Here is a 13,387-nt window from a genome sequence, read left to right on the forward strand (position 1 = left end):
TACTAGCTTTCAACACAAGCAACTAGAGGAAACCGCATGGAGTTTGAGCATGTAGTGCAAGTCAACGATCTGAAAGATTCGTCCATTCCGGATCTCACCCGGAAACAACTTTGGGATGGTTTGGTGTTGCGGGCCGAGGCTCCTCATCATTTTGTGATCGGGCTTGAAGAATACGAACTGGACTGGCAAGACGACAAAAACCTGAAACGTAGCCTGGAGTTGCCAGGCATCGTGGTCGATGACCTGGTCACCTTCAATGAAGACCAAAGCGTACATTATGAGATTGTGCCCACAGCCTCGGTTCCCGGGGGGAGCCTCACTATGACCATCGAAGAGCCAGAGCCCCGGTCACTGTTCGTGCGCTTCAGGTATTGCGCCCGGTATCTCAACGATATTGGAGGAGAATTCCCTTACGACCTGTTCGTACAGCAGGCGTATATTGCCGCAGACATAGACACCATTCGAATCATTAGAAACCGGTTCGCCAAGCATTAACCGAGACAGGGTGCAGGCCGTATATCCCGCTATACATTGGTAATAACAAGCTATTTATGGCACTGTCGCGCGCCGGAAATTATTAAAAAAGGTTTAGTTTATGATTAAGGGTAACGACAAATCAGGCGGAGACTATTCCATAGCTCAGCTTGGCGACCCGGTAGTTCTTACTCTCAGCGTTGGCTTTATTGCGCTGTTTGTTGGTTTCTCTTTGTTTGATCTCAAAGGCGTAGCCGAGCTGATTGGTAACGGTTTTGCGTGGACTGCCAAAGTGTTTGGCACTTACTTCCAGATGTTGCTGTTGGCCACCTTCTTTATTGCTATTGGCCTGGCTTGCACGCCCGCTGCCAAAGCCAAAATTGGCAATTTGGCCAAACCAGAAATGAGCACCTTCCGTTGGCTCTCTATCATTATGTGTACTCTGTTGGCCGGTGGCGGCGTATTTTTTGCTGCTGGTGAGCCGATCTATCACTTTGTTGTAACCCCACCAGCGTTCAATACAGAGCCGGGCACTGCAGCGGCGGTGTCCAATGCACTGGCTCAATCCTTTATGCACTGGGGCTTCCTGGCTTGGGCCGTTCTGGGCACCTTGGCTGCAATCATTCTGGCGCACGCCCACTATGTGCAGGGCAAGCCTTTGCAACCACGCACACTGCTTTACCCGGTATTCGGTGAGCGCATCATGAGCGGCTGGCTGGGCAGTGTTGTAGACGCATGCTGCGTAATTGCCATTGTGGCCGGTACTGTTGGCCCCATCGGCTTTCTGGCCACCCAAATGAGCTTTGGGCTGAGCGAGCTGTTTGGCCTGACTGATGGTCTGGTAACACAAATGGCCATCCTGATTGCCTTGGCTATGATCTACGTGACCTCAGCGGCAACCGGCGTTCACCGTGGCATTCAGTTTTTGAGCCGGATGAACGTATTCTTGGCGCTGGCCATCGGAGCCATTATTTTTGTCTTCGGCCCCACTTTGTTCCTCACCAACACCTACTTCCAGAGCATGGGCCAATACATGTCCTCCTTCATGGCTATGGCGACCATGACGGCAGATACCGCCCCGGGCTGGTGGATGCAGTGGTGGACTGTGTTCTTCTTCGCATGGTTTATTGGCTATGCACCGCTGATGGCCATTTTTGTTGCCCGCATCTCTCGCGGCAGAACCATTCGTGAAATGATTCTGGCTGTAGCGGTTATGGCTCCAGTTGCCACTACCATCTGGTTTACCCTGCTGGGCGGTTCAGGCATCTACTACCAGATGACCGGTGTGATTGATCTGACTGAAGCCCTCAACAACTTCCGCTTTGATGTAGCAACTCTGACGGTTGCCCAGGCTCTGCCAGGCGGCGGCTTCATGGCTCTGGCTATTCTGGTACTTACCACGGTGTTTGTTGCCACAACCGGCGACTCCATGAGCTACTCCATTGCGGTTGTGAGCACGGGGCACGACCAGCCGAACACCTTTGTGCGCGCATTCTGGGGCCTGGCGATGGCAGGCATGGCAGGCATTCTGTTGTACATGGGTGCGGGGCAGATCAGTGTGCTTCAGCAGTTCATTGTGATCACGGCCATTCCGGTGTCGCTGATCTTGCTGCCTTCACTCTGGCTCGGCCCCAAAGCGGCTTATGCCATGGCGCGGGAACAGAAGCTGATTCCTGAGTAAACAATACTAATCAGCAGCCTCGGGAGTGTCGCTCTCAGGCTGCTGATGTTCTTGCTCCATCACACCACGTCATACTGCAACTTCTCCAGAACAAAAGAGTGCATAGCTTGAGCCGCTGGGCTGAGCGTGCGGTTTGCCGCCTGCACCAATCCAATTCTTCGAACCACATCCGGATCACTTAACGGGATAAAGCACAGGTTAGCGCTGTGTTCCGGGAAGGCTAATCGCGGCAGGGTTGTTATGCCAGCACCCGCTTCCAGCATGGCAATCAGTGAAATCATGTTGGAGATGTAAAACGCACTGTTCTCCACCAACTCCGTAGCCTCAGTGCCCATCAATAGCCGGGATGTTCCGTTCCGAATCAGCTTTTCGCTCTGCAAGCTACGCCAATCCAGCGACGTTTCCGCAGCAAAGGCATGGTCCTTACGACACACCACCCCAACCTTGTCTTCAAATAGATGGGTGTATTCCAAATCGTCCGTATTTTGCCAAAGACTGGTTATCCCTAAATCAACCTCACCATGCGCCACCATCTGGCACACATAGTGGGCGTTTTCGTCATGCAGGCTGATATTCAGGCCGGGAAACTGCTCAATAAACTCCGCCAGGAACGACGGCATAATCCGACTGGCCACCGAGGGCACGGTAGCAATGTGTATGTGGCCCTGCTGCCCGCCAGCCTGGCTCACGACATCTTTTGAAGTGCGGTCATGCTGGCCTACCAGATCGCGGAACCTTGGCAGGCAGTACTCACCAAACGGCGTTAACTTGTTTTGTGCGCCACGCTCAAACAAATTTTGCCCAAGGCGGTTTTCCAGCTCACGCACGGCCATAGAGATGGCTGGCTGGGTACGGTACAAGCGCCGGGACGCACCGTGAAAACTCCCCTCTTCCACAACCGTAATCACATAGCGTAATTGCTGAATTTTCAGCTCTGGCAATATTGCACTCATCTGATAAGAACTCCTTATCACGCAATCTTTATAATTGATTATTTTTATTATTACATCTTGACTAGTATGAATGCATCGTAAATAAGGAGGTCGTCATGTCCAGTTCGCATCCGCTCTATATCAATGGCCAATGGGTAACCGGGGCTAGCAGTATCACCAACACCAGCCCGTCTGATCTCAGCGATGTTATCGGCCAGTATGATCAGGCTACCAACGAGCAAACCAAAGAGGCCATCAGTGCCGCTCAACGCGGCTTTGCCCAGTGGAGCCAAAGCGGCCTTGAACAGCGCTATAACATTCTGATGGCCATTGGTAACGAGCTGATTGCCCGCCAGGACGAATTGGGCGAGCTACTTTCCCGGGAGGAAGGCAAGCCTCTGCCAGAAGGCAAAGGCGAGGTTTATCGCTCTGGTCAGTTTTTCCATTACTACGCCGCCGAGGTACTGCGCCAGATTGATGAGCGTGCCGAATCGGTTCGCCCCGGTGTAGAAATCGACGTTCGGCGCGAGCCACTTGGCGTAGTAGGCATTATCAGCCCATGGAACTTTCCGATGGCAACCGCCGTCTGGAAAATCGCCCCCGCACTGGCCTTTGGCAACGCCGTGGTATTCAAGCCCGCCAACCTGGTTCCTGCCAGCGCCTGGGCGCTAGCCGAAATCATCAGCAGGCAGGACTTGCCTGCTGGCACCTTTAACCTGGTGATGGGTTCAGGTGGCGAAACCGGCGAAACACTGATCAACAGCCCGGATGTGCAAGCCATAACCTTTACCGGCTCTCTCGAGGTTGGCCGTAGGGTTGCAGCAGCTACCGTGGGCAATCTGGTTAAGTGTCAGCTAGAAATGGGATCAAAAAACGCCCTGATCGTGCTTGATGATGCTGACTTAGACCTTGCCGTAGAGGCCGCGTTCAACGGCGCATACTCCGGCAGCGGGCAAAAGTGCACCGCTTCCTCACGCTTGATCGTTACCGATGCTGTTCATGATGAGTTTGTGACAAAGCTGAAAGCGCGGCTTGAGCAAGCTAAAGTCGGACACGCGCTTGAAGAAGGCGTACAGATTGGCCCCATCGCAGACAAGCGTCAGCTGGAATCCAACATGGCGTGGATTGAGCGCGCCAAGGCCGACGGTGCAACACTCGCGTTTGGTGGCTCCAGAGTAGACGCCAAAACCGACGGCTACTACATGCAGCCTACGCTGTTCACCGACACCACCAATGACATGGCAATCAACCGGGATGAAGTATTCGGCCCCATTGCATGCGTTATAAAGGTACCCGATTACGAAACCGCGCTGACCACCCTGAACGACACCCAATACGGGCTGACAGCCGGCATCATCACCAACTCATTGAAGATCGCTTCAGACTTCAAAGCCCGGGCACAAACCGGCTGTGTGATGGTGAATCTGCCAACCGCAGGTACGGATTACCACGTTCCGTTTGGAGGCCGCAAAAACTCCAGTTTCGGCCCCCGTGAGCAAGGTCAGTATGCCCGTGAATTCTACACCGTTGTGAAGACCTGCTACGTGCGGGCCTGATAAGAGGACGAACTCCATGCTCACCATTGATGGACTTCAATACTCCAACTGGTCCCGGGAGATTTTTGAGCAGATGCATGCCGGCGGTGTTTCCGCCGTGCACGCTACTCTGGTGTACCACGAAAACACGCGGGAGACCCTTTCACGGTTTGGTGATTGGAACCGGCGCTTCGAACAACACAGCGACCTGATCATGCCGGTCTATGAAGCCGAGGATATTCAGGCAGCACAGGAAACTGGTCGAATCGGCATCTTTTTTGGCGCCCAGAACTGCTCACCCATCGAAGATGATATCGACATGATCGAGGTGATGCGTCGCCTCGGTCTGATGATCATGCAGCTCACCTATAACAACCAGAGCCTTCTGGCGGCTGGTTGTTATGAAGCCGAAGACAGTGGCGTGAGCCGGTTTGGTCGACAGGCCATCGCGGAAATGAACCGTGTGGGCATGATCATCGATATGTCCCACAGTTCGGAACGATCCACTCTGGATGCCATTGAACTATCCAGCCGGCCGGTGATTATTTCCCACGCCAATCCTGCTTCGTTTCACCCGGCGAAGCGTAATAAATCGGACAGGGTACTGAAGGCTATTTCGGAAAGTGGTGGGCTACTTGGTTTTTCCGTGTACCCGTTCCACCTGAAAGACGGGCCAGACTGCACCCTCGAAAGCTTCTGCAACATGGTGGCCGATACCGCGGATTTGATGGGCATAGACCACATCGGCATTGGCACGGATTTGTGCCAGGGGCAGCCGCAGTCGGTTCTTGACTGGATGCGCAACGGCCGCTGGTCGAAAGAAATGGACTTTGGTGAAGGCAACAAAAGCAACGCCGGCTGGCCCAGGCCGCTGTCCTGGTTCAAGGACAACCGCGACTTCCCTGGCATTATCGAGGGATTGCGACAGAAGGGATTCAACGAATCAGAGATAGAAAAAATCATGGGTCTTAACTGGCTGAACCAACTGAAAATCGGTACCAAGCCTTTGCAATGAACCTGAAACGCCAGCACGCACGGATGGCCACACAGCACAGATAGAACAAGGTGCAAAAACAAAAAAGGTAGGCATCATGAAAAACAATAACATCAAGGCCGGTGGAGACTACTCGATAGCTCAACTTGGCGACCCCATTGTCCTAACGCTAAGCGTGGGCTTTATCGTTCTGTTTGTCGGGTTCTCGCTGTTTGATCTCAAAGGCGTGGCCGATCTCATCGGCGGCGGCTTTGCGTGGACCGCCAAAGTGTTTGGCACTTACTTCCAGATGCTGTTGCTGGCAACCTTCTTTATCGCTATGGGCCTGGCCTGCACACCTGCAGCCAAGGCCAAGATTGGCAACCTTGATCGACCAGAGATGAGCACCTTCCGCTGGCTCTCAATCATCATGTGTACCTTGCTGGCCGGAGGCGGCGTGTTCTTTGCGGCCGGCGAGCCGATTTACCATTTCGTGGTTACACCACCAGCCTTCACCTCCGAGCCTGGCACAGCGGCAGCGGTACCTCACGCCATGGCACAGTCGTTTATGCATTGGGGATTTTTGGCCTGGGCGGTTCTGGGCACTCTGGCGGCTATTGTTTTGGCTCACGCACACTATGTGAAGGGCAAACCGCTGCAACCACGAACGCTACTTTACCCAGTGTTCGGTGAGCGCATCATGAGCGGCTGGCCGGGCAGCGTTGTAGACGCCTGCTGTGTCATTGCCGTTGTTGCCGGCACGGTTGGCCCCATCGGTTTTTTGGCTACCCAAATGAGCTTCGGGCTCAGTGAACTCTTCGGCCTGACTGACGGCCTGGTCACACAAATGGCCATTCTGATTGCCCTCGCCATCATCTACGTTACCTCTGCGGTGACTGGCATTCACCGCGGCATTCAGTTCCTGAGCCGTTTGAACGTATTTCTGGCGCTGGCTGTGGCGGCCATCATTTTCGCTTTCGGCCCGACCTTGTTCCTCACCAACACCTACTTTCAGGGCATGGGAGAGTACGTTTCCTCCTTCATGACCATGGCCACCATGACGGCCGAAACAGCACCCGGCTGGTGGATGCAGTGGTGGACCGTGTTCTTCTTTGCCTGGTTCATGGGGTACGCCCCTCTGATGGCAATCTTTGTTGCACGCATCTCTCGCGGCAGAAGCATTCGCGACATGATTCTGGCGGTTGCCGTTATGGCGCCTATCGCTACCACCATCTGGTTTACCTTGCTGGGCGGCTCAGGCATTTACTACCAGATGACCGGCGTGATCGACCTCACTGAAGCACTGAACAACTTCCGCTTTGATGTGGCCACCCTCACGGTCGCCCAATCCCTTCCCGGTGGCGCATTCATGGCGCTGGCGATTCTGGTGCTGACCACCATTTTTGTCGCCACCACCGGTGACTCCATGAGCTACTCGATTGCCGTTGTAAGCTCAGGCCACGACCAGCCCAATACCTTTGTTCGCGCATTCTGGGGTTTGGCGATGGCAGGCATGGCAGCCATCCTGCTGTACATGGGTGCCGGGCAGATCAGTGTGCTCCAACAGTTTATTGTGATCACCGCTATTCCGGTGTCGCTGGTACTGCTTCCATCGCTGTGGCTTGGGCCCAAAGCTGCCTATGCCATGGCACGAGAGCAGAAACTCATATCCTGACAACTTTGAAAACCAGCCTGTAGATATGCCTGTAAGGGCAAGGGTGAGATCATGATTTCAGCAACCTCAGCATCCGCACCACAAGACAACTTACGCCCTGCAAGCGAGGTAATGAAGCTGGAACGACTGGGCAGCATGTTTGCCAGCCGGCTCAGCTTTGTTAGATCGCTAATGCGAAAAATGATCGCTGAACGTTGGCAGATTACCAATACGGTGTTTGATCTGGATGCAAAGGGCCACGGCCTGGCGATCTACCGCATCACAACACCGGGTAACTACTACGAGTGTGTGATTTTTTCCAGGGATTTGGAGCCAGAACAACGGTCCGACCGGGTGATAGCGGAAGCATGGGATGTCACCTTTGCCCTGGTTGAAGGTGAAGCAGAAAGCTCGTTGCTGGAGCAGATGGCGGCAAACGTTCCTTTGCAGGAGGCAGGCCGCCAGCACCCGAGGGTGCTTGTGCTCTCGCGGGCCAACAAAAGCCTGCGCAATTTCAGCCAGTTTTTAGCGGCTCTTTCCGAGGGAAAACAACCTGATCCTGCGTGGCTAACGGCCGTTGGATATCTCTACAGAACCACAGCAGTTTATGGCAACGGCAAGTTTGGCATTGCAGACTTCGCCCGGCTTGAACGCAACCCGGATTTCAATCGTCCATTTGCAGCCCAGATGCTGGCCGTTTACGTGCTGCGGCAGTTCTCAGTGGAACAGCTGAATCATCTGGCAATAGTACAATCGCCCGGTCAGGCAGTACCTTTGCACCCAGAATTACAGCGCTATTTAGGCATTGGTAACTCCACAGGCCTTGGCATGGCTCCGTTCCTTATCAACCACCCACAACTGATCCAGCAGTGGGTTTACGGTAGGGAGCGTGCTCTGGCCTCTGCCCGTGCAGAGCCTGCAAATGAACAAACCCACAAGGCGTTGCGATCTCTGATGGCTCGCGCTCTGAAGCACTTGCAGCAGACCCTTACTGAAGATGAAGAGCAAACCCTGCGCAATCGGGAAACATCCAGGTCAGTCATCGAAACCATAGAGTGGCTCGACCGCACGCCCGCGCACGAAGGGCTTTATGAAGAGCTTATAAGTTGGGCTGAGAAACATTGTTCACTGGAAGCTCAGGAACTCATCAACACCATGCTGATAGAGCTTTATCCGGAACTGGTTGAGGCTATTGATGATGAGCTGGGCTGCCAGGAATCCATGGACCTGAAGCCAGACATGAAAGCCTCGAAACTGCGCGACTTGATCCACGAGAAATTTGATTGGGCTCTGAGTTACCGCGAGGACTGCCCGGATGACAACTTCTGGTTCTGGTATCGCTCCGTCGAAAAAGAAGAGCCAAGGTTAGGCGTTCGCGGGACGGAGTCTGGTGCGGAGAAGGAACTGGCCCTCGCGATTGGCCCAAGGATCAGCCGCTGCCTTACAAAGCTCGGTGAATTCCTGGAGAGCAACCCGAATGCCATTGTGGTGGAGTTCCTGATGGCAAACCCGGGGCAAAAAGAGTGCGTGCGCCGCATCCAGACCATCGGAGATACGCCTTACGGTGAGATTCGGGCAAACCTGTGGCACAGGGACATGAAACCCATGCACCTGTTAAGAACCAAGCTGTCGTTTTTTGGTGCCAGCCGGTTTGATCCAAAGTCCGACCGCTGGGTGCGTATTACGTTGTTTCAGGGAGCACCATTACCTTGTGAATTAAACGATCCGAATTTCTCATTGCACCAATTGGATGACTGGGGCTTTCCTCTGGAACCTGACCTCGAAGATATAGAGAACGGCCAGAAAACCCGGGGTGACAAGCTATGAAAGTGTCATACAACGAGCTGCAAGGGCTCTCCCGAAAAGCATTCATAGGCATTGGTTTTGACGATGGCGATGCCAGCGATGCGGCTGACATGGTGGCCTGGATGGAAGCCCATGGCCTTAATGGCTTGGCGGCTCTGGGGAAAGGGCTGGACTTCCTGCTTAACGAAGACAAATCCCAGCCCCCAAAGCTGATTTACCAGGATGCAGATTTGTGCGTTGTAGATGCCCAAAACAAAACGATTTTGGGCCACGCCAGCCTGGCAATTGAACTGGGCTATGCGAAATGCCGCGCCAGAGGCCTCTCGGTTACCAAAATCCGCCACTGCCATAACCGAATGCTGATTGTGGGGTACCTCTCCCGCATTGCCCGCCGTGACATGAGCGTTACCGCATTCTGGCGCAACTCTCACGAGCCACTGACGGAAATTCTTGTGAGTTTCAAATCAGGCGAGGCAGAGCCGGAAATATGTATGTACGGCTTGCCCGCCACGCCAGACGATACCGAACCCAACGATGGCATAACACTGGTGATGGTGAACCACGTAGACCTTCTGCCAAACCTTAAGCCCGAAGCGCCGGCAAATGATCTGATTTTGCAAAACCGCGCGGCAATGCTGGACTGGCATGAACGATCACTCGTCGATGGCATCGAAGTAGACACTGCGCTTTGGGAGCGACTCAAAATGCTGGCAACGAAAATGCTGGTCGAAGCGTCCGACGATTCACGTCAAGGCGCAGGCGCCGGCACAACCGATAACGACTAAGGAGTCACTGATGAACCCATATCCGGTTAAAACAGACTTACCTGCTTCCAAGTCCCCTCTGGCTTGGGCAACCGTGGGCAATGGCCTGCTGTTTACAGCACAGATTCCCATCGATGCAGAAGGAAAGGTTGTGGGTGGCGGTATCGAGCCTCAGATTATCCAGACCTTGGCAAACCTGAAGCACACTCTGGAAAGCGCGGGGAGTCGTGTATCCGACCTGACCCAGGTTGTTATATACGTAACAGACAGGGAACACCTAACCACCGTGAACCGGGTGTACGCAGATTTCGTAGCGGAGCCCTACCCAAATCGGGCAGCCATCATCGTATCGGGCTTTGCACGCGAGGAAATGCTGGTAGAAATCCTCGCTTATGCGGTTGTACCTTGAGCCTCGAACGCTCAGGGCCATCAAAGCTCTGATTTTTCAGGTGATAACAGCTTGTAAGCTTGCTATCGTTACCCGTATCGAATTTGATCTGCCCTCTTTATCGCCGTAGCTAAATGAGAGGGCTATTTTCAAGGATCCGGGTGTTATGTCCAGTAAAGCCAAACAATCCCAGAAGTTGCTGTTATTCAATCTATCCGGCACGCGGCTATTCGGGATTGGCACATTGAAAATCCGCGAAATACTGCCCTTCAAACAACTCACCAAAATGCCTCACAGCCACCCTGCTGTTGTTGGAGCCACCAGTTTCCGAGGCGCGACCGTGCCGGTAATTGATATGGCGGCTGCAATTGGCTATCCGGCTTTAACCGCAGACGAGCAAAAAACGGCGACCATCATTATCACGGACGTTCAGCGGCAGGAAACAGGCTTTCTGGTGCGCGGTGTGCAGAAAATCATCGAAACGGACTGGAAAAAAGTAAAATCGCCACCGTCCATACTGGGCGATAGAGCATTTATAACCGGCCTGCTGGATGTGGAGGGCGAAATCATTCAGCTGTTGGATGTTGAGCTGCTGCTGGCGAACGTATACCCGGAATCACTGGAAACCCGCGATGTTGCACTCACCGACGTACAAAGCGAAGCCCTTAAAGCCCTGAGCATTCTTTTGGTGGACGATTCCAGGGTTGCTCGCAAGCAGCTGTGTGATGTGCTGGACGCCAAGGGCATCTCCTATCAAGTCACCACCAACGGTGACGATGCGTTGCAAATCATGCTGAACGACAATGAGCTCGGGCGTCCTATCGACATTCTGGTGAGTGACATCGAGATGCCCGGTCTTGACGGCTACGAGTTGACGTTTAACGTGCGGGACAGGGCTACCCTGAAACAACCGTTCATCATTCTGCATACATCGCTGAACAGCGAAATGAGCCTGAGCTACGCCAATCAGGTAGGCGCTAACGAGGCCTTAACCAAGTTTGATGCAGACGAATTGCTACACGCCATGCTCCGGGGTTGCCAGCCCCGGCAATAGCAAAAAGGCCGGTCTATTCTGTTTGAGGTGGCTCAGCCTGAAGATAATTGACAGGCACCCGGTCTTCACCCCAACTGCGATAGACCCGCGCCATCACTCGCTGCAGTTCTTCTTCACCGACATCCGCCGGCTCGCCCCGCTCAAGCGGATCAAAGTGAAAGATGTATAGTCGGGAGGTAAACTGTTCGAAGGGCAGAGACGCCTCACCAAACCGTTCCCCCATGCCTTCCGTGCTCACGTGTACATCATCACCCCAGCTCTGGCCACTGTCGTTATTGGGGTTATAGAAATACACCCGCATCTCGCCTTCCGGATCCAGCGCTACCCTCAGAATCGTAATCGCGTGCCAGCCGATGAAACGCGCGGCCCTGTCGGTTACTGCGATCCCTACAGGTTGCGGGTGTATCAGGGGCTGGTTGCCGTTGTAGTAGGGGTGATAACTGGCATAGAAGTGCCGGATAAACCCCTCAAGATCGTGAAGGTTACCGGTCGCCACATCCACATTGATGGCAAACCCTCGCCCGGCAGACCAGCCGTGGAATTCCGGGTTCACCCAACGGTGCGGGTCGCCTTCGCGCCCTATGCACATGCGGCCCATTTCACCGTATATCCGGTCAAGATGCGGCACCACTACCAATGAGACGGGGTCCAGGTCCAGAGTGACTTCCGAAGCAACACCGCCAAGACTCTGTGCTGAAGAAACCGGTTGCCCTTCAAAATGCATGACCACTTCGTTGTCTCTAGCCGCCCAGGCAACCATCTGCAACAGGTAGTCAGGGTCGTTGTAGGCCCACATGGACAGCGCGCGGGCAGACTGACAGGTGGGGTTATTCCCCTGCCCCACGCCCAAAGGCTGTCCCAGCATGTTAAGGACACCCTGGATCAGCCAGGCACCTGCCTGGGGTTGATAGCCGTAAGCAAGCTGCAAGCGTTCACGAGCGTGTGGGCAGAGGTTCAATCTGGCTTGACGCCAGAGCGCCGGCGCCACTGGCGGCTGATAAAGAATGCCCCGCTCCAGCATCAGTGCAAGGCCATACAGGCCCTGTGCCGTCTCGGGAAAAACACCTTCGGTGATAAGGGCACACACCAGTTCCCGATAGCACATCAGGCAATCGCGGCCGGTACTTGAAAGCCCCAGAGCTTCGCTGAGAAGGTAATCCTGTCCTTCCAGAATGTAGCGCACAAAACAGGCATGGTAAGGTGACACCAGGCCGGTATCGTGCATGGAGCGGGCAAATCCGGTGGCTTCGTTCTGCAGGGTTGGGCCATCCATGGATTCCAGCCGCTGCTGATACACCACAATACCCGGGTCTTCGCTGCACGCCCGTGTAGGCCCATATAAGCTGGAGATCAGTCGATCCGCGCCACGCCCCGCACTGCCAAGATCGACATTCGGCTCAGCTCGGCAAATGGCTATCTGGGTGATCATCTTGCGCACTTCACCCACCTGAATCGGGCGCTGCTGCAGAATGCGCCAAATCTCTTCAATCAGACTGTCTATAACGTGCTCGTAGCCAAGATGCTCGGCTACGTGCTGCACAACGTGCTGGCTTATAAGCGCCAGCTTGCCCTGCTCACGCTCAGCCTCGCCGGCCATGCCGAACAGCAGGCCAAGGTTGATTGCCAGAACTTGCGTCAAATAATGATGTGCCTGCTCGGCAGACACCAGGGGGTGCTCATACGCGCCACGAACTACCGCCAGCAAACGAAGTTCACTAAGCGCTTCGATAATCACCGTATCTGCGTTCGGGCTTTGTAACGAATGGGTGGTTAATGAGGGGAGCAAGGTGGCGGGCTCTGCCCAGTCCGAGCCTGTAAATACACCGGCTTTTTCCAGACGTTCCGCACGCGCTTCAACGAATGCGCAGCCTTCCGGCTGCACGAGTATTTGGCGTACAAGATCGAATACAAGCGGGAGCTCGCCGAATTTGGCTGAACCCTCGCTTTTGTCCATGGCACGGACAGCGTCATCCAGCTTGTGCGCCAAATCATGCAGATCCATTGCAGGGTCTGCATGGTTCGATGGGTGATCGTTCAAACGATGTTCCTCGAGGCTTGCACCCAACCTCTTAGATATTAGTGCATCGCCCGATTATACATAGATATCCCGATCGTCCGGATGTTTC

The 13,387-nt window shown here is 54.3% G+C and carries 11 protein-coding genes; 9 read left to right on the plus strand and 2 right to left on the minus strand.

Features of this window, described 5'->3' with window-relative positions; all coding sequences use genetic code 11:
- The first annotated feature begins 36 nt into the window (after positions 1-36).
- Positions 37-495 carry an AtaL-like protein gene (locus Q0824_RS08495; RefSeq protein WP_298449303.1) on the plus strand — a complete coding sequence of 153 codons (459 nt, stop codon included), beginning with the start codon at positions 37-39 and terminating at the stop codon, positions 493-495.
- Between the two features lie 100 nt (positions 496-595).
- On the plus strand, positions 596-2,155 hold the full coding sequence (locus Q0824_RS08500; RefSeq protein ID WP_298449305.1) for a BCCT family transporter: 1,560 nt from the start codon (positions 596-598) through the stop codon (positions 2,153-2,155).
- Positions 2,156-2,214: 59 nt separating this feature from the next.
- Here Q0824_RS08500 and Q0824_RS08505 read toward each other — a convergent pair whose 3' ends face one another.
- Positions 2,215-3,099 carry a LysR family transcriptional regulator gene (locus Q0824_RS08505; protein WP_298449583.1) on the minus strand — a complete coding sequence of 295 codons (885 nt, stop codon included), beginning with the start codon at positions 3,097-3,099 and terminating at the stop codon, positions 2,215-2,217.
- 104 nt (positions 3,100-3,203) lie between these two features.
- Between Q0824_RS08505 and Q0824_RS08510 the strand changes: the two genes are divergently transcribed.
- The 7 genes from Q0824_RS08510 to Q0824_RS08540 all read left to right on the plus strand — a co-directional run bounded on the left by Q0824_RS08510 (position 3,204) and on the right by Q0824_RS08540 (position 11,261).
- Positions 3,204-4,643: an aldehyde dehydrogenase family protein gene (locus Q0824_RS08510; RefSeq protein ID WP_298449306.1), complete on the plus strand. Its 1,440-nt coding sequence runs from the start codon at positions 3,204-3,206 to the stop codon at positions 4,641-4,643.
- Positions 4,644-4,659: 16 nt separating this feature from the next.
- The gene (locus Q0824_RS08515; RefSeq protein WP_298449308.1) at positions 4,660-5,637 is read left to right on the plus strand and encodes a dipeptidase; all 978 of its coding nucleotides are present in this window, start codon (positions 4,660-4,662) and stop codon (positions 5,635-5,637) included.
- A 76-nt stretch (positions 5,638-5,713) separates the two neighbouring features.
- Complete coding sequence (locus Q0824_RS08520; RefSeq protein ID WP_298449310.1) at positions 5,714-7,270, plus strand: BCCT family transporter; 1,557 nt, start codon at positions 5,714-5,716, stop codon at positions 7,268-7,270.
- Between the two features lie 51 nt (positions 7,271-7,321).
- Positions 7,322-9,076 carry a hypothetical protein gene (locus tag Q0824_RS08525; RefSeq protein WP_298449312.1) on the plus strand — a complete coding sequence of 585 codons (1,755 nt, stop codon included), beginning with the start codon at positions 7,322-7,324 and terminating at the stop codon, positions 9,074-9,076.
- On the plus strand, positions 9,073-9,840 hold the full coding sequence (locus Q0824_RS08530) for a DUF3726 domain-containing protein (protein WP_298449314.1): 768 nt from the start codon (positions 9,073-9,075) through the stop codon (positions 9,838-9,840). Before Q0824_RS08525 ends, Q0824_RS08530 begins: the two co-directional genes overlap by 4 nt.
- Before the next feature lie 10 nt (positions 9,841-9,850).
- Positions 9,851-10,228, plus strand: a complete 378-nt coding sequence (locus Q0824_RS08535) for a RidA family protein (RefSeq protein ID WP_298449316.1) — start codon at positions 9,851-9,853, stop codon at positions 10,226-10,228.
- 145 nt (positions 10,229-10,373) lie between these two features.
- Positions 10,374-11,261 carry a chemotaxis protein gene (locus Q0824_RS08540; protein WP_298449318.1) on the plus strand — a complete coding sequence of 296 codons (888 nt, stop codon included), beginning with the start codon at positions 10,374-10,376 and terminating at the stop codon, positions 11,259-11,261.
- Between the two features lie 13 nt (positions 11,262-11,274).
- On the opposite strand, the gene Q0824_RS08545 is transcribed toward Q0824_RS08540, so the two are convergent.
- Positions 11,275-13,263 (minus strand): hypothetical protein, encoded by a 1,989-nt coding sequence (locus Q0824_RS08545; protein WP_298449585.1) that lies wholly within the window; start codon positions 13,261-13,263, stop codon positions 11,275-11,277.
- Positions 13,264-13,387 lie beyond the last annotated feature (124 nt).

The sequence above is a fragment of the uncultured Marinobacter sp. genome (assembly GCF_947488835.1).
GTDB lineage: Bacteria > Pseudomonadota > Gammaproteobacteria > Pseudomonadales > Oleiphilaceae > Marinobacter.

What these genes read in the sequence shown, in the direction of transcription:
- Q0824_RS08520 (WP_298449310.1), top strand. Translation starts at nt 5,714, where the DNA reads ATGAAAAACAATAACATCAAGGCCGGTGGAGACTACTCGATAGCTCAA.
- Q0824_RS08515 (WP_298449308.1), top strand. Translation starts at nt 4,660, where the DNA reads ATGCTCACCATTGATGGACTTCAATACTCCAACTGGTCCCGGGAGATT.
- Q0824_RS08545 (WP_298449585.1), bottom strand. Translation starts at nt 13,263, where the DNA reads ATGGATCTGCATGATTTGGCGCACAAGCTGGATGACGCTGTCCGTGCC.
- Q0824_RS08535 (WP_298449316.1), top strand. Translation starts at nt 9,851, where the DNA reads ATGAACCCATATCCGGTTAAAACAGACTTACCTGCTTCCAAGTCCCCT.
- Q0824_RS08500 (WP_298449305.1), top strand. Translation starts at nt 596, where the DNA reads ATGATTAAGGGTAACGACAAATCAGGCGGAGACTATTCCATAGCTCAG.
- Q0824_RS08510 (WP_298449306.1), top strand. Translation starts at nt 3,204, where the DNA reads ATGTCCAGTTCGCATCCGCTCTATATCAATGGCCAATGGGTAACCGGG.
- Q0824_RS08525 (WP_298449312.1), top strand. Translation starts at nt 7,322, where the DNA reads ATGATTTCAGCAACCTCAGCATCCGCACCACAAGACAACTTACGCCCT.
- Q0824_RS08540 (WP_298449318.1), top strand. Translation starts at nt 10,374, where the DNA reads ATGTCCAGTAAAGCCAAACAATCCCAGAAGTTGCTGTTATTCAATCTA.
- Q0824_RS08495 (WP_298449303.1), top strand. Translation starts at nt 37, where the DNA reads ATGGAGTTTGAGCATGTAGTGCAAGTCAACGATCTGAAAGATTCGTCC.
- Q0824_RS08530 (WP_298449314.1), top strand. Translation starts at nt 9,073, where the DNA reads ATGAAAGTGTCATACAACGAGCTGCAAGGGCTCTCCCGAAAAGCATTC.